General features: G+C 49.1%; 13 protein-coding genes. 8 read left to right on the top strand and 5 right to left on the bottom strand.

Annotated features, from left to right (window positions below; all coding sequences use genetic code 11):
- Positions 1–3 precede the first annotated feature (3 nt).
- Both ACQKLP_RS08325 and ACQKLP_RS08320 read left to right on the top strand, forming a co-directional pair.
- Positions 4–1,227 carry a DUF6786 family protein gene (locus ACQKLP_RS08325; RefSeq protein ID WP_427321846.1) on the top strand — a complete coding sequence of 408 codons (1,224 nt, stop codon included), beginning with the start codon at positions 4–6 and terminating at the stop codon, positions 1,225–1,227.
- An 8-nt stretch (positions 1,228–1,235) separates the two neighbouring features.
- On the top strand, positions 1,236–2,093 hold the full coding sequence (locus tag ACQKLP_RS08320; RefSeq protein WP_427321844.1) for a fumarylacetoacetate hydrolase family protein: 858 nt from the start codon (positions 1,236–1,238) through the stop codon (positions 2,091–2,093).
- A 65-nt stretch (positions 2,094–2,158) separates the two neighbouring features.
- On the opposite strand, the gene ACQKLP_RS08315 is transcribed toward ACQKLP_RS08320, so the two are convergent.
- Both ACQKLP_RS08315 and ACQKLP_RS08310 read right to left on the bottom strand, forming a co-directional pair.
- Entirely contained in the window at positions 2,159–2,566 is a 408-nt protein-coding gene (locus tag ACQKLP_RS08315; protein ID WP_427321843.1) for a DinB family protein, read from the bottom strand.
- A gap of 67 nt (positions 2,567–2,633) precedes the next feature.
- Complete coding sequence (locus tag ACQKLP_RS08310) at positions 2,634–3,467, bottom strand: helix-turn-helix domain-containing protein (protein ID WP_427321841.1); 834 nt, start codon at positions 3,465–3,467, stop codon at positions 2,634–2,636.
- A gap of 129 nt (positions 3,468–3,596) precedes the next feature.
- Here ACQKLP_RS08310 and ACQKLP_RS08305 point away from each other — a divergent pair, with 129 nt between their 5' ends.
- On the top strand, positions 3,597–4,316 hold the full coding sequence (locus tag ACQKLP_RS08305; protein ID WP_427321839.1) for a GAF domain-containing protein: 720 nt from the start codon (positions 3,597–3,599) through the stop codon (positions 4,314–4,316).
- Here the strand turns inward: ACQKLP_RS08305 and ACQKLP_RS08300 are convergent.
- Together ACQKLP_RS08300 and ACQKLP_RS08295 are read right to left on the bottom strand one after the other, a co-directional pair.
- On the bottom strand, positions 4,313–4,690 hold the full coding sequence (locus ACQKLP_RS08300; RefSeq protein WP_427321837.1) for a YidH family protein: 378 nt from the start codon (positions 4,688–4,690) through the stop codon (positions 4,313–4,315). The genes ACQKLP_RS08305 and ACQKLP_RS08300 overlap by 4 nt on opposite strands.
- Positions 4,691–4,746: 56 nt before the next feature.
- Entirely contained in the window at positions 4,747–7,449 is a 2,703-nt protein-coding gene (locus tag ACQKLP_RS08295; RefSeq protein ID WP_427321835.1) for a GH116 family glycosyl hydrolase, read from the bottom strand.
- Positions 7,450–7,686: 237 nt separating this feature from the next.
- Between ACQKLP_RS08295 and ACQKLP_RS08290 the strand changes: the two genes are divergently transcribed.
- Positions 7,687–10,953: a caspase family protein gene (locus ACQKLP_RS08290; protein ID WP_427321833.1), complete on the top strand. Its 3,267-nt coding sequence runs from the start codon at positions 7,687–7,689 to the stop codon at positions 10,951–10,953.
- Here the strand turns inward: ACQKLP_RS08290 and ACQKLP_RS08285 are convergent.
- On the bottom strand, positions 10,950–12,887 hold the full coding sequence (locus ACQKLP_RS08285) for a PAS domain-containing sensor histidine kinase (protein WP_427321831.1): 1,938 nt from the start codon (positions 12,885–12,887) through the stop codon (positions 10,950–10,952). The genes ACQKLP_RS08290 and ACQKLP_RS08285 overlap by 4 nt on opposite strands.
- A 462-nt stretch (positions 12,888–13,349) precedes the next feature.
- On the opposite strand from ACQKLP_RS08285, the gene ACQKLP_RS08280 reads away from it, so the two are divergent.
- The 4 genes from ACQKLP_RS08280 to ACQKLP_RS08265 all read left to right on the top strand — a co-directional run bounded on the left by ACQKLP_RS08280 (position 13,350) and on the right by ACQKLP_RS08265 (position 20,866).
- Entirely contained in the window at positions 13,350–16,853 is a 3,504-nt protein-coding gene (locus tag ACQKLP_RS08280) for a SusC/RagA family TonB-linked outer membrane protein (RefSeq protein WP_427321829.1), read from the top strand.
- A 46-nt stretch (positions 16,854–16,899) separates the two neighbouring features.
- Positions 16,900–18,282, top strand: coding sequence for a RagB/SusD family nutrient uptake outer membrane protein (locus ACQKLP_RS08275; protein WP_427321827.1), 1,383 nt, complete (start codon positions 16,900–16,902; stop codon positions 18,280–18,282).
- A 176-nt stretch (positions 18,283–18,458) separates the two neighbouring features.
- Entirely contained in the window at positions 18,459–19,712 is a 1,254-nt protein-coding gene (locus ACQKLP_RS08270; protein WP_427321825.1) for a TlpA family protein disulfide reductase, read from the top strand.
- A gap of 11 nt (positions 19,713–19,723) precedes the next feature.
- Entirely contained in the window at positions 19,724–20,866 is a 1,143-nt protein-coding gene (locus ACQKLP_RS08265; protein WP_427321824.1) for a TlpA family protein disulfide reductase, read from the top strand.
- Positions 20,867–20,913 lie beyond the last annotated feature (47 nt).

Below are 20,913 nucleotides of genomic sequence, written 5' to 3'. Positions count from 1 at the left end.
GATATGAAACCATTACTCATGGCATGTTTATTAACCGCCGGCATCGCTGGTTGCCAGACCAGCGGGAACAAGCAGCCCAACAAACCCGCCAACTTCGGCGAAGACGTGGCTTTCCTGCGCCAGCATCTTAAAAACGTAGTGGTGCTGCAGCTTCCGGGAGACAGTAGCCGCGTGCTCGTTACCGGCGATTACCAGGCCCGCGTCATGACCAGTTCCGCTTCCGGCGATGCAGGCAACAGCTTCGGCTGGATCAATTACGACCTCATCGGTTCCGGCAAACTGATGCCGCACATCAACGCCTTCGGCGGTGAAGAACGCTTCTGGCTGGGGCCGGAAGGCGGCCAGTACGCCTTGTTTTTCCCTCCCGGCAAGCCGTACGAATTCACGCACTGGCAAACGCCGGGCATGATAGACACTGCGCATTACAACGTAACGGCGGAAGCTCCGGGCGAAGTATCCTATCAATATGCCGGTGCCATTCAAAACCACGCCGGTTATACCTTTAAGCTCGGCGTAGCGCGTACCATCCGCCTGCTCGGCAAAAAAACCATCGAATCCAAACTGGGGATCGCATTGCCGGAAGGCTTGCGCAGCGTGGCATACGAGACCGAAAACCAGGTTTCCAACCTGGGCGACAGCGCCTGGCAGGAAACAACGGGGCTCCCCAGCATATGGCTCCTCGGCATGTTCAAACCGTCTGAACAAACGGCCGTGGTAGCGCCTTTCCGGCCGGGTGCGGACTCCCGCAAGCTGATCACGGACGATTACTTCGGAAAAATCCCCGCGCGCAATCTGCAGGTGAACGACAGCCTGCTGCTGTTCCGCGCAGACGGCAAGGCACGCGGCAAACTCGGCATCGCGCCGGGCATCGCGAAAACCGGCGCCGGCAGCATCGACCTCGCCAACAATTCCATCACCGTTTTGCTGTATGAAATTTCACCCAATGGGAAATACGTGAATTCGAAATGGGAAGACCAGGCGGAACCCTACAAGGGCGATGCGGTGAATTGTTATAATGACGGTCCGCTGGAAGACGGTACGCAAATGGGCCCTTTCTATGAAGTGGAATCCTCCTCAGACGTTATTCCCCTGCAACCCGGCGAGGCGCGGAAATACAGCCAGGTCACCATGCATTTCGAAGGAGATGCTGAAGCGTTGAAAGCCCTGGCGGAAAAGCTGTGGCAGCTGCCGCTGGATTCTGTTCGTCAATTCCTCCAACAAAAATAATTCCCGCTATGAACTTAATAAGGATCTATAAAACATCCGAAGGCATCATCGTTCAGCACGACGGCCGCTTCTATGCGACATCTACCGGCTGGAACGAATTCGTGAACCGGAAAGGCCTCTACGCAGCCGTTGTGGCCGAACTGCCGGATATGGCCCCGCTGGCCCCGCATCCCGCCGAACAGGCCATCGCCACAGGTTTACAGGCCCCCATCGGTACGCAGGAAGTCTGGGCGGCGGGCGTAACGTATTACAGGAGCCGCACGGCGCGGATGGAAGAATCGGAAGATGCGGGTGGCGCCACTTTCTACGATAAAGTATACGTGGCGGAAAGGCCCGAACTGTTTTTCAAAGCCACGCCCCACCGCGTTTCCGGGCACCGCGAGGTGGTGTACATCCGGCCCGATTCGAAGTGGGACGTGCCGGAACCGGAACTGACGCTGTTCGTGTCTTCGCAAGGCACCATCGAAGGCTATACGATCGGGAACGACATGAGCTCGCGCAGCATCGAAGGGGAAAACCCGCTGTACCTGCCCCAGGCGAAAGTCTACGAGAAATGCGCCGGGCTGGGGCCTTGCCTGCTCGTTCCGGAAAACCCCATTCCCCCAGATACCATGATCAGCATGTCGATCTTCCGGAACGGGGAAATCAAATACAACGACAGCATCGCCATCAGCCAGATGAAACGCGGCCACGGCGAACTGGTGGAATTCCTCTTCCGCGGATGCGCCTTCCCCGACGGCTGCTTCCTCATGACCGGCACCTGCCTCGTGCCCGACAACAGCTTCACCCTGCGCGACAACGACCGCGTAGAGATCAGCATCGACCACATCGGAACGCTCATCAACGAAGTGCAGACCCTCCGCTGACCATAATTAGCAAAGCCGCGACCCCGCGGCTTTGCATCAAACAAAAAAACCAAATCACCTGCCGGCTAGTACATGTACTCCGGCGGGGTGATGCCTTTGCACCGCAGGTACGTAGTGGCTTGTCCACGGTGGTGCGTAATATGGTCGAGCGTGGCGAAGAACCCCTCCAGCGGCAGTTCCTTTTCCTTCGCCGCCGCCACGCTTTTATCCAGGTGGGCGAACGCCTGCTCCAGGTACTTCGTAACGGCCTGTTTGCCATAGGTCACGGGCGTGGGCGCCCAATCGGCCGTCTGCCCCCGGATGTAATTTTCTTCCCACCAATATATGCCGTAGCCAATGTGGTGCAGCAATTCGTTGAATGTCCATACACCGTCGGCAGGCTTGAAACCATATGCTTCTTCGGGCATGGCTCCGGCTACGGCGAGGGTGTACATGCGGGCGTTTTCCAGTGTTTTCTTCAAATGCGCTTTCATAATTGAATGTTTGATACGGCAAAGCTATCGTAGCGGCCGCGGCGGCATTTAAGGAAAATTGCGGTTTTTACGCCCGTGCGCCCGACGGCGGTTTGCCATACACCTTCCGGAAAGCGGCGGAAAAATGTTCGAGACTGTGAAACCCCGTGGCAAACGCGATCTCGGTCACCGGCCGGCCCGTATGCCGCAACTGCCACGCCGCTTCCTGGAGGCGCACATTGAGCAGGTAGCGATAAGGCGTGGTCTGGGTCATTCGCCGGAACATCCGGTTGAAGTGATAGGGGCTCATATGGCTCATAGTCGCCAGGGCGTTCAGGCTCAGGTCTTCATCGAAATGCGTGCTGATGTGGATTTTCACTTCTTCCACCAACGGCAGGTAATGCCTTTTCTCGCGGTCGCTGAACGGCGCGGGGCCTTGATCCGCGTTGTTCATCAGCCTGCCGAAAAGGTCCGCCATCAACTGTTCTGCCTCCATTTGCGGGAAACGCGGGCGTTCCAGCAGCGTTAATATGCGATGGTGGAGATATTCCATATCGGGCGTGGCTTTTACGAGGATGGAATGCAGGTCGGGATTGCGGAAAAACCCCTTCAGCCCGGGGGCCTGACTTTCCAGCAATTCGGCATGGGCGGCGGAAAAAGAGAAGATGGTACACTCGTCCGGCAGATCGTGGACATGCCCCACGGTATGTTCGTATCCCGGCTTGCAGAAGAGGAACAATCCGCTGTAAGCATCCAGCTCGTTGCGGAACACGTTGAACCGGAAATTTCCTTTCCGGATGTAGGCGATGGAAAAATGCTCCTGGTGCTCCTTCCCCGAAACGCCGCAACTGGTGCAGCGGCACCGGAAATCCCGGATGCTGTATTCCGGCGAGCCGAACAACAGGCGAATGTCTGCTTCCATAAGTCGAAGGTAGTTGTATCCGGGCGAAATTTAAGGGAGGGAAGTGACAACCCTATGTCAGCAGCCTCGTTTCCGGCTTGGAAATCTGCCGCAATACGTCTAATTTGAGCGAAATTGGAAAGCCCTTACATGTTATTTAACCTTCTCGAAATTCAATTCAGATATCCCCTCGAAGGATTCCCCGCCGAACTGCTACTTACCGCGAACGTTACCTGGAACACGCTGCAGCACTGCTATTCGCTCGACAATGTCCGCCTCCCGGGAAACGCCGGCATACCGGTCATGCCGCCCGTCCAGCTTAAAAAGAAAAACGACCAATGGGTGCATACCGACAGTGAAAGCGGCACGCTGCTCAGCGAATCGGCCGGTGCGGCCATCGACGAAGCGGAAGCCGACAAGGTCAATTGCCTGAATAACGACTGTCCGGAACTGGGATATTACCTGGAAAAAGCCATTTCGGCGGATGGGGCGGACTTCGGGAACATCCAGCTTTTCAATCCCTCCTATCGCTCCCTTTCCATCGTTACCCAGCGCGGCTTCCGACGGGATTTCCTCGCGCATTTCAACGTAGTAACGGCCGGCGACCGCTCCGCCTGCGGAGATGCGCTGCGGACGGGCCAGCCCGTCGTCATCCCCGACGTATCGCAGCTACAGAGCTATTCCCGGCATTGGGACGTAGCGGCACGGGCAGGCTACCGCTCGGTGATTTCCACGCCTGTAACGACGGGCAAGCGGTTCATCGGCATGCTGAGCACACATTCCAGCCAGCCCCACTGGCAATGGAACATCCGGGAGCACCAGCAGATCGCCGCCGACCTGGGGCTTTGCCTCGAAGCGCGGCTGCCCTAAACGCTTTCCAGCAGATAAACGATCAGTAAAATGCTGACCAGGAAGATGAAACCGGTCAGTGTAGTGAGGAGGCCCGAAGAATGGCCATAGGAACCCTCGTTCAGTTGCTTTTCGATATTCCGGTAACGGAAATACGAGAAAATGACGGTGGCCGCGCCCACTGCCACGAGCGTAATGCCCGCTATGGCCGACAGTCCATGCGATTTGACCGCATATTCCTTGCCCAGCATGAGCGACAGCTGTTTGACGAACAGCGAAAATTTCACCACCACGAAGCCGAACGCCATTATCCCGATAGCGGTGCGTACCCATGCGAGGAAAGTGCGCTCGTTGGCCAGGTGGTCGGTTGGCCCGCCGTATTTCTTAGGTTCCATAGTCGATAATTAATGGGTTGCTGACCATGAAGTTACAAAATACGGCGGGCGCCCGGTCATGAAAATTGGATGTGCAGTTTTTGACCTTCCAGCACGCGCACCGCATCCGCCAGTTCAACTGTAGACGTACCGTCTGCCTGGCGCAGCGTGGCTTTGAGGGTTTTCCCGTTCAGTTGTACCGTCACTTTTTTCCACGCGGAAGCCGGTCCGGTTTTGAAGGTTTTGAGCCGGAGCGATCCATACGCCAGTTCCAGTTCGCAGGTACGGCCACCGCCGGAATGGTTTTCCTGGGAATAGGTGCCCCAGCCTTCCGCCGCGGTAAACGGCGCGCTGAATACCGGCTGGTTGATCGCCGGTGCGAAGCGGATCTCCCCTTTCGGACCATGATAATCGAAGCCGCAGGCGGTGATGAAAGTGCCGTAGCTGGCCATGGCGCGGGCGTAGTGGTCGCTGCACTCGATCTCGTTGAACGGGTTGCGGCGCGCGGCGTGGTGACGGTCGTGGATGACGCGGGTAAGCACCATCGCTTCGTCCGTCATGCCCTCCGCCATCATGTGGCTGGCCACCTGGTGCTCGAAGCCGGACATGCATTCATGGAAATATCCCAATTGCCAGGTTACGTTGTCGCCATAGGCTTTTTCCTCATTTTTCGGATTGGTGTTCATCACCATTCCGCCTTCACCTGCAACGGCGTAAGGGCGGCCGCCGGTGTGGGTTTTGATGTATGGCCCCACGTCCATCGTGAAATTATATTTCCAGAGGGCGCGCAGCGCGGAAAGGGTTTCTTCCCTGTTCCACAGCCTCCCGAGCCCCGCCTGGAACGCCCAGCTCTGGCCGTATACCTGGTCGATGTGGCAGGTATTGTACGAGCCCAGCTTGCTGCGGCCGTGCGCGGCATTGGGCCGGTGGATGTAATATTCTCCGTTGAACAACTGCGACATGTTCCTGCCACCCTTGTCCGCATATTCCCGGCAGATTTTGGCGAAAGCCTTATCGCCTGCGTCTTCCGCCAGTTTTTCCGCCGCCCGCGCCGCTGCGATGCACAGCCCTGCGATCCAGGCGATCTCGCCTTCCCAGATGGCATCGAGCGTATTTTCCATGGGCGTATCGGTGAGGCCGTCGCCGTTTTTATCCTGCGCCAGCATGAACTGCGTGGCTTTGCGGATGGCGGGCCAGTTTTGCGTGAGGAATTGGTTGTCTGCGCTCATGCAATGCTCGCGCCAGATGCGGAGAATAGTGCCCGCCTGCCCGTCGATCGCCGGGCGGCCTTCGAATTCCGCGCGGAAGATGATACCACCGTCGGGCTGCATGGCGATGCCGAGATCCGTGCGCTGGCGGGTGTCGCGCTCCAGCGAGGGGAAAATGCGCCCCATGGCCTGGGCGTATTGCCAAACGTGCGTGCAGGTGCCTTCGCAGGCGTTCACACCTTCCCATGACCAGAACCGTCCGCTGGCGAAGCGATAGGTGTTTGCCGTGGCGAGGGTGCCGATATTGAGGAAAGTGCGCTCCAGGAACCAGTGCGGCAGTGTCGATTTATTGTACCAGGTATCGCGCCAGCGCAGGGTGGCGCCCCAGAGGCGGTCGAGGTTTTGCGCAAGATAGCTACCCACGGCCGCGGCGTCTTTGAAGCGCGCGCCGTAGAAGAACCCGCCTTCAGTGTCTTTCAGTTTAGCGCGGAGCGTTGCCAGCGGGTGGTTGAAATGCCAGCTAAGGAGGAAGCGGCTGGATGCGGTGGCTTGCGGTGCGAGAGATTTCGTTTCCGTAACGACGCCGCCGTTCAGGATGCCGGAAGGCGCGCTGGTGGCGGGCGCTTCGCTGCGTGTCGAAAAATAGGCGGACGTTACCGGCCAGGGCTGCGCATGGGTATTGGCGAAACCCGTTTCCCCGGCGAGCGTGATGGCGGTATAACCATCGTCCGGGCGGTTGGAGCTGCCGTCTGCCGCGGCGAAGGAGCCCTGCACGGTAATGAAGCCATCGCCTTTTACGACCTGGTTCCTGCGCTCACCTTCCCCGTCTTTGGCGGATACTTTCCGCGCGCCGTTTTCCAGCCATCCGGCCAGCGTCACTTTCACATCCTTCCCTGAAATATTTTTAATACGGATATCGAAAACGGTAGCGGGCAAAGCGGAATCGTCGGCGTCCAGCGGAACGAATACGCCGCCGGCGAACATTTCCACTTCCACCGGCAGCGCGCTGTGCTTGAAACGTACCACTGCCACGGGGTACGTGGCTTCGAACGTCACTTCCTGCCAGTCGTCCTCTTTCAATTCCTTGATCCATTCCTGTCCGCCGGATTCGATTTTCAGGGCAAAGCCCTGGTCGAGCACGCGCTTGTTGGCGGCGATGGCGGGCTCTACATAGCAGGCGCCGTCGCGGTTGCGGACTTTCACCTCCTGCTTACCGTCGTTCCACAAAACCGTTTTAGGGTCTATCCCTTCGCGGGGATCGTTGTAGACCTGCCAAAGCCAGAGGCGGCCGTCGCCCCCGAGGTATACCGTTCCGGCATGCAATCCGCCGGCCGGCATGCCGATAAATTTCAGTTCGTTGGCGGATTTACGGTACACGGTTGTTTCACCGCGCTCATACAAGCTTTTGATCCAGGCGGCATCGATCGATTTATCGGCCGGGATATTATGTGTGGGCTGAAGCACGCCCTGGTAGGGCTTTTGCGTGGCCGCCAAAGCGGGGATGCGCAGCGTGAGGAGACCTGCTGCCGCAAGTCCGCCTTGCTTCAGGAAATTTCTTCTGTGGATGGTCATGTGCGGTTGCTGTTAACTGGTTATCTCCGGATAGACGTGGGACCGGATCATCGACAAAATAGCAAACCTTGCGCGGATACGCCCCACAACCGGAAATTTCCGCTATTAAATGTGAAAAAAGCATTAACCGCAAACAGATTTGCATGACAAGTTCCGGTAGCGGTTTTCCGGGAAATATTATTGCCGCATCCGCATCAAAGCTGTAATTTCGGGAAGTAACCTCAAAATACTTTACGCATGTCCGTCTTTGCCCTGCTCGTCGGCGTTTCCGCCTACCATCCCGATTCCGGCGTATCCGGATTGAACGGCTGTCTGAACGACGTAAAAGCCATGCACGACCTGCTCCGCAACCGGTTTCCGGACGATCCTCCCGGCAATGTGCGCATCCTGCTGAACGAAAGCGCCACGCGCAACGCGGTAATCGCCGCATTCCAGGAACATCTCTGCCAAAATACCGGTATCCGCGACGGCGATACCGTCCTGTTTTATTACAGCGGCCACGGCAGCCACGCCCCCTCCGCACCGGAATTCCTGGCACTGAACGAAGACAGCCAGGGGCAAGACGAAACGCTCGTACTCTACGATAGCCGCCTGCCCAGCAACTTTGACCTGGCCGACAAAGAACTGGCGCTGCTGCTCTCCCTCGTTCCCGAAAAAGCGCATACCGTCGTGATCCTCGATTCCTGCCATTCCGGTTCCGCCACCCGTTCGCTCAAAACCCTCCAGCATTCCGGGCTTCCCAAATTCACCAGCAATGCCGACATTCCGCGCAGTTTATCCGATTACCTGCAGGCCGGTAGCGTAAGTTACGCCCAGATGCATCAAAACGGAAAACTGGAACTGCCCCGCTCGCGGCACCTGCTGCTGGCGGCCTGCGGGCGCAACGAGCTGGCGTATGAAGACGTGGCGGCGAGAGGGGTTTTCTCCGGATGGATGACAAGGCTGTTGCAGGAATATTCCGGCGGACTGTCGTACGCAAAGCTGCACGAATCCCTGTACGCCGCGATCAGGAAAAACGCCAACGCACAAACGCCGCAACTCAAGACATACGGCGGCTTCAATCCCGACCAGTTTTTCGGGCGGCCAGACAGCGACGCTTCCGCGCCATTGCTAATAGCGCGATTCTCGGAAAACGAATGGATCGTGAACGCCGGCGCCCTGCACGGCATTCCGGCAGACAGCGCGGCGTTTTCCAGGGCGCAGGTGCTGCTGTACAAAAATGCCGACAGCCTGGCGCCCGACTTTACGACGTCCATCCTCCGCGTGGGATTGACCGATTGCGTGCTGCGCGTGCCGGAAGGCGCGGACGCGGGCGCCCGGTACGCTGCATCCATCATCAACCTGCCGCCACGCCTCAGCATATTTATTTCCGGAGATGCGGCAGCGGATGTGAAAGCCCTGCTGCCGAAAGATCCCGATATATATTACCACACCGACGCCGGACAATATTTCGATTACCGGCTGGATACGGCGGACAACCAAATCAAAATCCTCGACAAACATACTGGCAACCTCGTGCATGGCGTATTGGGCGCCGAGGCCGAACATTGCCACTATATCGGCAAGGCCCTCGCGCAGATCGCGAAATGGCGCGCGCTGGAAAGCATGCACAATCCGCAGACGGCCATCCCGAAAAAGAATATCGAACTGGACGTACAGCTGATGGACGATGACGGGAACTGGGAATCCTGCAACGGCCAGGAAATCACGGTCGACATTACGGAATCCCGTCCCGAAATCCCTTTCCGCATCCGGCTGGCCAATACTTCGCAGGTAGAATACCACGTGGCGCTTTATCACCTGTCCCCCACTTTTTCGATCGACAAACAATCACCCGACACGGATGCCAGCGTGTTGCGGAACGGCAAGGCGATTGCGCTGAAATGCAACCCCCTTAACGATTTCATCACTTTCATGCTCACGGAAGACGATATCAACGAAGAAACCGAGATCTTCCAGCTCGTGTATGCGCTCTTTCCGTTTTCGGATTACTTCGTGGAAGAATCGCAGGAGCTGAAACGGGAAATGGTGACGCTGGACTCCGTGAAATCGCGCGGGCTCGGCGACGGCAATAAAAAGCATTTCCGGAAGGATTGGGATACGCAGACCCTGCGCATCCGCATCGTCCGCAACGGGCAGCGCATCCAAAAGGGGAAGCAGTTCGACAACGGCCTTATTTCCATCACATCCACCTCCGGGTTCGGGGCGGATGTGACCGTTACGCCCACGCATACCGGCGCGAAGGGATTGAATCCCGCGCAGGAATTGCAATCGCTGTTCGACGCCGAAGCGTTCACATTTCTGCCGGTGGCGCCGCCTACGCGGGGCGTTCCCGTCAACACCGTCGTGGAATTGACGCAGCTGGAAAACGAGGCGTCGCTGAAAGACGCGCCGCTGGAAATCCGCGTCCGCCAGCCGATCGGGGAAAACGAAGCGGTGGTGGCCCTTACGATGCAAAACGGGATCGTGGTGCCGTTGGGGTTCCTGGAGCCGGACGCTTCGGGAAACCACCGGATGTACGTGCATCATGCGCCCGGGGAGCCCGACGAGCGACGCGCCGCCGGCAAAAGCCCCGTACGTGCGCTGTGGTTCTGTTTGCTGAAAGTCGTTTTCCGTCGCGACAAAGAAATCTTCAAACTCCGATACCTGCAATTCCCGGACGGCGAACCGGAATACGTCAAAAATAAAGTGGCGGAGAAAATCGCACAGTCGGACCGGATATTACTCGTGATCCACGGGATTATCGGCAATACGAAGTCCCTGTCCGCCAACCTGTCTTCCCTCCTGACCGACAAAAAATACGACTGCATCCTCACCTTCGATTACGAAAACCTGAATACCGACCTCGAAGATATCGCAGCCAAACTGCTGGACCGCCTGCAGGAAAACGGCGTTTCCGCCAGCAAGCCTATCGACATCCTGTCTCACTCCATGGGCGGGCTGATCAGCCGTTACATGATCGAGGAATTGGGTGGCGACAAGCTGGTGAAACGGCTGATTATGGCCGGAACGCCCAATGCGGGATCGGCTTTCGGGAACCTGGAAGACGTCCGCAAATGGACCCACCGCGTGCTGACGCTGGCCTGCAATTATGGCAAGCAGTTCCTCGGCGCCTGGGGGCCATTCCTTGAGATCGTCAATAAAGGATTATCGGCGGCGGGTTTCATTACCAATACCCTCGGCCAGATGGACGTTGGGTCGGATTTCCTGGTGGCGCTCAACAAGGGGCCGAAACCGCCCATCGCCACCCGTTACTACATTCTGGCCGGCGATTCCGCCAAATACAAGCATGAAGCGGAAGATACGGGGCTGATGGAGAAGATCGAACTGGCGGTGGGAAAGATGTTGTATTGGAGCACGCCCAACGACATCGCCGTGAGCGTCGAAAGTATCCAAACCGTGCCGGCGGCGTATGTGGCCGAATCGATCGAGACAAGCGCGCACCACCTCAATTATTTCGACTATAACAGCAGTATCAAAATTCTGAAGGACATGATGGATTAGACCAGCGGCAGCACGACTTCCATGGCCGTTCCGCCTTCCGGGCGGCGCCGCGCGAAGATGTGGCCGTGATGGTTTTCCACGATCTTCTTGCAGATCGCGAGCCCGATGCCCGTGCCGGGGTATTGCTGGCGGTTGTGCAGCCGTTTGAAAATGGCGAATATCTTGTCGACGTACTGTTCTTCGATCCCGATCCCATTGTCTTCCACTGAAATCTGCACGTAGGGCCTGTTATCCGGCAGGTTGAACCGGATCGCCGCTTCCGTGGGGGTGATGGGCTGGCTGTGTATCCGTATTTCCGGCATTTCCGTCGAGAATTTCAACGCATTTCCCAGCAGATTGGCGAATAGCTGCCGCAATTGCGCGGCTTCGCCTATGATTACCGGTAAACTCTCCGTTATTACGGTTGCTTTCTTTTCGGTGATGGCGCTTTCGAAATCCGACAGCACATCGCCCAGCACTTCATTGAGGTCCGTTTCCGCGGGGTTGCCTTCGGCGTTGGAGAGGCGGGAATAATTGAGGACATCGCGGATGAGGGTAGACATGCGGCGGGCGGAGTCGGAGATTTTGACGAAGTATTTGTCGAACGCTTGCCGGTCGCCCGGGTTTTCCCGGATCATATCGATGAAGGTCTGGATTTTCCGGAGGGGCTCCTGGAGGTCGTGCGAGGCGATGTAGGCGAATTCTTCCAGGTCGCGGTTGGATTTGCCCAGGCGTTCGTTGGATTTGATGAGCTCTACGGTGCGTTGCTGCACGGTGCGTTCCAGGTGCAATTCGGCTTCTTTTTCGGGGGTGATGTCGAGCAAAGTGCCGAGGAGGCGTTCCGGCCGGCCATCTCGCCCATGGAAGTATGCGCCGCGCACCCTGACCCAGCGGTGTTTATGGTCGGAGGGGCGGACGATGCGGTGCACGGCGTCATAATCTCCCCCGGAGTTCTTTTCCACGAGGGCTTTGAGCTGGAGGAGGGCGCGGGTGTTGCCGACGGGATGCAGGAGGGCTTCGAGGGTTTGGAGGTCGGCCACGGAGTCGATATCGAGCCCGAGGATGATGCGGCATTCGTCCGAGCAGGTGATGACCCCGGTGCGGAGGTCCACTTCCCAGACGCCGAGTTTGGTGGCGGAAACGGCCATACGGAAGCGTTCTTCGCCGAGGCGGAGGAGCAGTTCGCCGCGTTTCTGGCTGGTGATGTCCCGCGCGATCTTGGAGGCGCCGATGATGGTGCCGGAGGCGTCGCGGATGGGGGAAATGGTGAGGGATATATTGATGATGCGGCCATCGCTGGTGACGCGTTCCGTTTCAAAGTGGTCGACCCGTTTGCCGGCGGCGAGTTGGCGGAGGATGGCGGGCTCTTCGTCTTGCCGGTCGGCCGGGATGAGCGTGGAGATGTGTTTGCCAATCATTTCATCGGCTTTGTACCCGAAGATGCGTTCGGCCGATTTGTTCCAGGAGGTGATGATGCCTTCGAGGGTTTTGGAGATGATGGCATCGTCTGACGACTCCACGATGGCGGCCAGGTGTGTGAGGCTTTCGTTCTGGAGGCGTTGGGCGGTGAGGTCGGTGATGAGGTTGATGCCTCCGGCCAGATGCCCGTCCTCATTGAACAGCGGTTTGGGATTGGGGAGGATGTATGAGCGGGTGCCGTCTGGCCGTTCGATGATGATCTCCTGCCCTTGCACGGGCTCGCCGGTGCGGAGGCAGATGGCCATCGGGCAGGAATCCGGGTCCACGGGAGTGCGGCCATCGAGCTGGAAGGCTTTGTAGGCGCCGCAGTACCGGTCTATGCCGATGGAGGGTTCGCGGCCCCAGAGTTTGGCGGCGGCGGGGTTGAAGTGGAGGATGAAACCGTTGTGATCGGTAAGATAAACAGCAGTAGGAATGCTGTCAATGATTTGATGTTCCAGTTGCTGGATGACCGTATTGTTGTTTTGTAAGGGCATGGTTGTTAAGGCTGAACGCTAGCTGGAAGGTAAGGAATTTTTTCTTCTGATGCCGGGGATTGTCGGTGTGGGCGGCGTTTGGGGGGATTGCGCCGATATAAAAAAAGCGCCCCGCCGACTGAGGGGCGGGGGCTGGGTGAATCTGAGTTTATGGACATCAAAGGCTAGAACTAATTTGCATGGACGTACAACCGTAGATGTTATACACAAATTTGCGGATTCCCATAGTGAATAAATGTTTTTCGTTTGTTAATCCCACCATTAAAACACGAATTGGTTAACAAACGGCTAACCATGACCCAACAAAGTGGATGTTAAATTTACGTTCATTAACAATTCCCTCGTTAACTATAAAAAACTAGCGCGTGATTACCCAGATCAATCACAACGGACACGGAATGCTACATTCTCTTTTTGGCAGAAGAACACAACCAAACTTACTGATTATCTAAAGCAATACTAATGAAACGAAGATTTACCTACGGATCAAAAACTGGCCGGTTTTTACTGAGCCTGGTGTTTGCGCTGCTGATGATGCCATTTATGGCGTTTGAGCAGGAGAATACGAAGGTTACGTTGAATTTTAAGAATATAGTTATCACTAAAGTCTTTCAGGAAATAGAAACACAAAGTGGCTTTACTTTCTTTTTTGCCGCGGGTACCCTCGATGCCAAGAGCCTTGTGAGCATTCAAGTAACGAAAACACCATTAGAAAAAGTACTAACTGAGCTGCTTAAGCCATTTAATGTAGATTACCAATTTAAAAACAAATCCATCATACTTAAAAAATCGGGGCAATTTGCAACAAATGAAGAAACTGTAAGCAGCAACGATACAATACCATCAATAACCGTGAATGGAAAAGTCTTAGATAGTAAAGGCTTACCATTATTAGGAGTAACAGTTAGCGTAAAAGGCAAACGAATAAACTCTATCACAGACGAAAATGGCGATTTCAAAATCACCTCTACCAAAGAGAATTCAATATTAGTATTTAGTAGCGTAGGGTTCGAAACTCAAGAAGTAAAAGTTAAAAAAAACACAATTATAAGTATTTCACTTAAAGAAAGGGTATTAGATCTACAAAAAGTCGAAGTAGTATCAACTGGATACCAGGAAATCCCGAAAGACAGAGCAACAGGCAGCTTCAGCCATATTGATAATTCAACATTCAACAGAAGAACAGGATCCAGTATATTAGACAGAATTGACGGTTTGGTACCTGGGCTATATATGTCACCAAGTACCAAACCGGACCCACTAGATCGAATTACCATACGCGGAATATCAACGTTCAATGCATCCAAAAGACCATTGATTGTTGTAGACAACTTTATCTTTGATGATGATATAAATCAAATTAACCCAAATGATGTTGAAAGTATCACTGTACTAAAAGATGCAGCTGCTGCGTCCATATGGGGAGTAAGAGCAGGAAACGGCGTGATCGTCATTACGCTAAAAAAAGGCAGGCCTAACAATCCACTATCAGTAACACTAAATACCCAGGTAGGGGCTATGGAAAAACCAAGATTTAAAAATATCCCTACAATACCCTCAAGTGAAATTATAGCAATAGAACGTGAAAGATTCAAATCGGGATACTATGACTTTCAACTGAACGATAATATACTTTTCCCTTCAATACCGTTAGCCGTGGAGATTCTCAATCAAAATAAGCAGGGCCTTATAAGTGAGAACAAGATGAATAATTTGTTGAATAACTTAGCCTCAAATGATGTAAAAAAAGAAATCTATAACCATCTTCTTCAAACACAAATAACACAGCAATATGCTCTGAATATTTCCGGAGGAACGGACACACACCAATATTATTCATCGGTTGGATATGATAAAACTAGACCAAATGAAATAAACAGCAAATCTCAGCGAATTTCAATGAGATTTCGAAATACTTGGCGACCAATAAAGAATCTATCATTAAATGCAGAGATCAACTATACTCAAAGTCAGCTTCAGTCCAACAATGAAATTGGAAAAAACTTTCAATCAATAACATCAAGCCCATACTTGAAGCTAGTAGATCAAAACAATAACCCACTAGCAATACCTTATCAATATCGAAAAAGTTACATAGACACGTTACAATTTCCAGGAAAATTAAATTGGGAATACTTCCCTCTAGACGAAGCCAATTTCGGAAACATAACATCAAAAGAATATACAACCAGAATCAACGGAGAAATACGATACGCCTTCATGCGGGCATTTAAAATAACAGTACAATATCAATGGCAAAAAACAACAAACTCATATCAAAAAATATCTTCAGAAAAAATATTTCTAACTCGGAACGAAATTAACAAATTTGCGACTACTGATCCAACTAATGGACTTCCTATTTATCCAATACCGAGAGGTAGCCAATACAGTTCAGCTAATGGAGAATTAACATCATGGAACATAAGAAGCCAGCTAGACTTTAACAAAAGTCTTTCGCAGCACAACATTTCAGCACTTATTGGCCTTGAAACGAGGCAAACAGAAAGCCAATCCATTACTCCTCCTGGCCAGTTTGGATTTCAAGAAGAGTCCGCACTATTTAATCCAACGATATACGGTTCTCACATAGTTCGACCCGGCGAATATTTTGCTGAAATTCAACCGGGTAGTCTTTTCAAGGGCGGAACGCTAAACAGATTTGGCAGTTACTATGCAAACGCCGCATACAATTATGATCAAAGGTACACATTCACAATTAGTGGAAGAGTTGATCAAAGTAATTTCTTCGGTGTAAAATCAAATGACAGACTTGTACCATTATGGTCTACAGGCGCATCTTGGGAAATTTCCAACGAGCCGTTTTACAAAATAAACTGGATGGACAAATTAAAATTTACTGCCACATATGGATATAGCGGCAATGTTAATGCCGGCATAAGCCCATTTGCTACCGCTACGTATCAAATCCCGAAACCTCCAATTTATCTACCTTATGCTCAAATAACGTCCCCTCCAAATCCTCACTTAAAATGGGAAAGAGTATCCCAATACAATTTTTCATTATTGTTTTCACTTAAAAACAATCGTCTGCAGGGTCTAATTGAAGTGTATAAAAAGACTGGAAAAGATCTCATTGGATCAATTCAATCAAATCCAAGTTCCGGCTTTACTGTATATACCGGCAATACGTCAAGACTATCCACAAAAGGTATAGATTTAAGTCTAACAAATAACAATAAGATAGGTAATTTTGCTCTTCAACACATCTTAATTTTAGGTTATAATACAAACAAAGTACTTGCCTATTATACTCCGCAGCTTTACTCATATGCTACTCCAAGTGACTATAACTCGATGCCGATAATTGGATTCCCCGTTGATAAACTTTTTTCATACAAGTGGGCGGGCTTAAGTGACATCGATGGGTCCTCTCAAATCTACATAAATGACAAAGTAGCAAGTGGATCTAACTATGAACAAGTTCAATTATCCGATCTAAAATATAATGGTAGAAGAACGCCAGCTTATTTCGGAAGCATCAGAAACAACCTGACCTGGAAAAATATTGACATTTCAATTGGCATTTCGGGAAAATTCAATTACGCCTTTGTTCGTCCTACTTTTGAGGGATCATTAGGCTATCCCGGATTACAACACATAGATTACCTAAAAACTTGGAAAAAACCTGGAGATGAAAGAATAACCAATGTTCCCAGATTTGACGACAATAACCCGAATCCATATGACTTTGCTACTTACCTATCATCAGATAATATCATTGAAAAAGGAGATCATATTAGACTTCAGGATATAAAACTTACTTATTCATTTCGACCAGTCGCCGCAAGGAATATATTCAAATCCTGTAGTTTAAATTTCTTTATTGACAATGTCGGAATCATCTGGCGTAAGAGCAAATACATTGCAGATATAGAAAATCAATTAACATTTGATCCAAATCAACGAATTTATACAATAGGACTAAAGTTTGACTTTCTATAATTTCTACATTAAACTTCACTCCCATTCACTTTCAACCAAATTTAACATGCTAAATATTAAACAATATAAAAGTTTTGCCATTATCTTCCTCCCAGCAATACTATTTATTCATTGCACAAAGGATTGGTTCGATGTGAAATCAGACAAAAATCAAACCGTACCTGCGAGTCTAAATGACTTTGAACTACTCCTCGACAATTACGACGTCATATCTACGCAAACTCCAGGTTTGGGCGACATTGCTGCAGATGGACAATTTATAACAGAAGCAATGTGGACACAATACTCGTCTAATATTCCTCTGTTCAACAATCAGCGTAATGCCTATACCTGGTCTAATCGAGTTGCATATACATCATTATCTGATTGGAATGAAAGTTATAAAAAAATATTTCATGCCAATCTTGTACTCGAAGGGTTAAACAAATTGGATAATCAAACCGAAACAACAAAATACAATGCAATTAAAGGAAATGCATTATTTATTCGGGCAAAAGCTTACTTCGATCTAACACAAATTTTTTCGGAAACCTACTCGGCAGGCAAGGATAGTGAATTCGGCTTACCATTGGTCACAACGCCGGATGTTACCCTCATACCTACTCGAAGCACTGTTCATGAAACATACCAGTTCATAATAAATGACCTCATCGAATCATCCACCTTATGTCCACTCACAACAAGAAAAACGAGAGCTTCCAAGTTGGCATCCTGGGCTCTTATTTCACGTCTAATGCTTATTAAAGAAGATTATTTGAAAGCTAAAAAATACGCTGATTCAGTAATAACAGTTCAGCCCGACCTATTAAACTTTAATGACCTAACAAACAATAACAAGCCATTTCCAGGGTTAAATAGTGAAGTAATTTATCAATCCCAAATGACAAACTATGCCTTATCATTCCGAGCATTTATAGAACAGACATTTTACAACACCTATGAAGAAAACGATCTACGTAAAACTTTATATTTCAACTCAACTGCATCAGGTATAACATTCAAAGGCTCCTATTCTTTAATTGGCCTCCCTTTTACCGGCATAGCAACAGATGAATTATACCTACTCAGAGCGGAATGTTATGCCAGAACTAATAGTATAGAACTTGCTATGAACGATCTAAATACACTTCTAAAAACTAGATACAAGAAAAATGAAGACGGGACTTCAACATACAAGAACCAAACAGCAACTACAGCGGAGCAAGCATTAAGATTAATCCTTACTGAACGAAACAAAGAACTAGTAAAAAGGGGAATTAGATGGAGCGACTTGAGAAGGCTAAATAAAGACGATAGATTCAAAGTAACTATCAGCAGAACAATCAATAACGAAACCTTCAAAATTGAACCAAACTCATTTAAATACACCTTTCCGATTCCAGAAGACGAAATAAAATTTGGAAAAGTTAAACAAAACCCCGGTTGGTAATAGCGACACAATAGCGCTAATTATTAATACTTAAAACATACTATCAATTTATACTTATTAAATCCAAAAGTATAGCCATAAGATAAAATAAATTATTGTTAAAGAGCTTTAACCCTTCAGCACCCTTTTATTCTCTTTAATTGGAAGCAAACATTATTGATAATAAACTAAAAGGGATGAAAATCACCAAAAGTAAAATTTCGTCATTAATTATGTTATCGTTGCTACTTTGGCATTTTCAACTAATTGCTTTCAGCAAGAAAAACGGAGATACACCAACATATGAAGACATACTAGCGATATCCGTAAGAATAAACGAAAGTGATAAGCTTACAGTTGAAGAAAAAGAAATTCTCTCTGAAAAATACTTTCAAATGTCACAAGAATTTTGGGTAAAAAACCCAAAAGATAAACGCCGCTTCACGATATTTGAAATGATGTCCACCGAACAACCTACTCTATTACATTTTTGGAAAAATGTATCTCAAGCCTCTGTCAATTTTGAAATCAAATCAAATAGTGACAAATCCTATTGGCAATCATATTCAGCTGAAATTGACACCATACTTCTAAATAAATGGAATCAGTTCTATCCTATTATGAAAGCAGAATATCTTAATCATGTGGATGCAGAAAACACAAGCGTACAAGCATCAAAAATACGAATAAATATTTTGACTTCTGAAATGAAGCGGCATCTGACGCTTTCTCAAAATATACAATTTAGAAAAAATGGGAAAATTGATTTAAAACCCATATCAAAAATTATTAGTGAAGCCACTTTGTTATCAAATGAAGATCATTATGAATTAAAAAATCTGTTAAGAAATATCAGATTTCAACTTATCAGCGGATACGACGAGCTTGGATTCTCAAAAATTGAAATATTGGAATGGCTTAAAGAATTAAATGCCAATGGAAATGTTAATATGAACTCCATTTGCTCGAAATGGATAACTCAAACGATATCGGTCTTAAACGATCCATTAAAAGAATTTCAATTCAAATCCGAAAATGGCAAATCGGTAACTATAGATGATTATAAAGGGAAAATATTACTAGTTGACGTTTGGTCCCTCACATGCTCTTCCTGTATACAAAGAATGAAGTTTCTAAAAGAGCTGTATAAAAAATATAAAACAGAAGACTTCGAAATAATTTCACTGTGTATTAATATAAAACCAGAAGACCCTATCAAAATAAAAGAAGTAGAAAAGAATATTGATGGAGGTTGGGAGACTTTCCTCTTGGGAAATCCTCTAGAAGAAGGTACGATTGGTCACAAAATGTGGAATGCGTATGGGTTTAATGGTGTTCCACAAATCTTCTTATTCAATAAAAATGGAGAATTAATACTCTTTAATAATTCACTAACTGAAGGAAATTTCGAACCACTTTTGAAAGAAAAGTTAAACACTAAAATTAATTAATCTTTAAAATTATGAAAATCATAAAACTTATAACTATATTTTCCTTTCTGATTCTAATAATCTTTCTACCTGCGACCAAGTCCCTTTCTATACCATTTAATCGTTATTTAATTGAAGGAAAAATTTTTGGAATTCCAGATAATACACCTGTTTACTTAATTAAAAAAAATGATACAATTGCTACTTCCATAACAAAAAATTCAAAATTTAAGTTTGAACACACAGAAAACTCAAACGGGAATTATGTATTTATTAAGATCGACACCTCAAAGATAAAGCTGAAAGAAAATACACCCACCTGGATGATTCTGATTCTAGATAGTGCTCGAATTAGTATCTCCGGGAATTTAAATGAATGGCCAAATAATTCAATATTGGGTTCGAATGCTACAAATGCTTATCATAAACTAGTGAATGAAATTAATCAGATGAGAAGCTACTATGACAGCATAGTAATTTCAAGAAAAGTAGCACCTGACACTGTAGATTTACTTAGATCTGATTATAAATCAAAATTGATTGCAATTCTAAAAAAGTATCCGACAGATTTGGCAACGCCTTTGATTGCATCAAATATGAAGATGTCATTAGAGCTAGATGGCTTGAATGAAATATACGAAAGCTTTCCGGATAAGATTAAGGACAGTTATGGTGGACATTTGGTTAAAAAAGATATAAATTCCTTAAAATCCGTAAACTATATTAAAAAAGAAAAGAGACTACCCCCGTTTTACTTTACCAACGATAGCGGCATAAAAGTAAGCATTCAAGAGCTGGTTAAGACCAATAAACTTACATTAATTGATTTCTGGGCAAGTTGGTGTAGTCCCTGCAGAAAGCATTTTCCTCAACTTAAAGAAGTGTACGAAAAATTCAAGAAAGATGGATTTAATCTAGTTTCTATTTCCATAGATGACGATCAATCGAAATGGATAAACGCCATGAAAAAAGACAATAATCCGTGGATTCAAGGCATTGAGGGTGAGCAAAAGATTTCATCTGATTTATTTGGAATAACCGGAATCCCCGCTTATTTCTTAGTCAATTCAACAGGCGATATAGTTGCTGCATATGCACCATTTGATTTTAGTCCATATGGTCCACTTATCAAGCCAGATTCTCTCTATCAAACGATTTCAAGTCTATTGAAATAATATTATATTAAAGGAGGCAAACAATATATGTTTGCCTCCTTTAACTT

The organism is Chitinophaga sp. NPDC101104, from assembly GCF_050277495.1.
Lineage (GTDB): Bacteria > Bacteroidota > Bacteroidia > Chitinophagales > Chitinophagaceae > Chitinophaga.
This window is presented reverse-complemented; position numbering and strand designations above follow the sequence as displayed.

Coding starts and splice junctions, on each gene's coding strand:
- ACQKLP_RS08295 (WP_427321835.1), bottom strand. CDS start 7,449: ATGACCATCCACAGAAGAAATTTCCTGAAGCAAGGCGGACTTGCGGCA.
- ACQKLP_RS08290 (WP_427321833.1), top strand. CDS start 7,687: ATGTCCGTCTTTGCCCTGCTCGTCGGCGTTTCCGCCTACCATCCCGAT.
- ACQKLP_RS08285 (WP_427321831.1), bottom strand. CDS start 12,887: ATGCCCTTACAAAACAACAATACGGTCATCCAGCAACTGGAACATCAA.
- ACQKLP_RS08280 (WP_427321829.1), top strand. CDS start 13,350: ATGAAACGAAGATTTACCTACGGATCAAAAACTGGCCGGTTTTTACTG.
- ACQKLP_RS08310 (WP_427321841.1), bottom strand. CDS start 3,467: ATGGAAGCAGACATTCGCCTGTTGTTCGGCTCGCCGGAATACAGCATC.
- ACQKLP_RS08300 (WP_427321837.1), bottom strand. CDS start 4,690: ATGGAACCTAAGAAATACGGCGGGCCAACCGACCACCTGGCCAACGAG.
- ACQKLP_RS08270 (WP_427321825.1), top strand. CDS start 18,459: ATGAAAATCACCAAAAGTAAAATTTCGTCATTAATTATGTTATCGTTG.
- ACQKLP_RS08305 (WP_427321839.1), top strand. CDS start 3,597: ATGTTATTTAACCTTCTCGAAATTCAATTCAGATATCCCCTCGAAGGA.
- ACQKLP_RS08265 (WP_427321824.1), top strand. CDS start 19,724: ATGAAAATCATAAAACTTATAACTATATTTTCCTTTCTGATTCTAATA.
- ACQKLP_RS08320 (WP_427321844.1), top strand. CDS start 1,236: ATGAACTTAATAAGGATCTATAAAACATCCGAAGGCATCATCGTTCAG.
- ACQKLP_RS08325 (WP_427321846.1), top strand. CDS start 4: ATGAAACCATTACTCATGGCATGTTTATTAACCGCCGGCATCGCTGGT.
- ACQKLP_RS08315 (WP_427321843.1), bottom strand. CDS start 2,566: ATGAAAGCGCATTTGAAGAAAACACTGGAAAACGCCCGCATGTACACC.
- ACQKLP_RS08275 (WP_427321827.1), top strand. CDS start 16,900: ATGCTAAATATTAAACAATATAAAAGTTTTGCCATTATCTTCCTCCCA.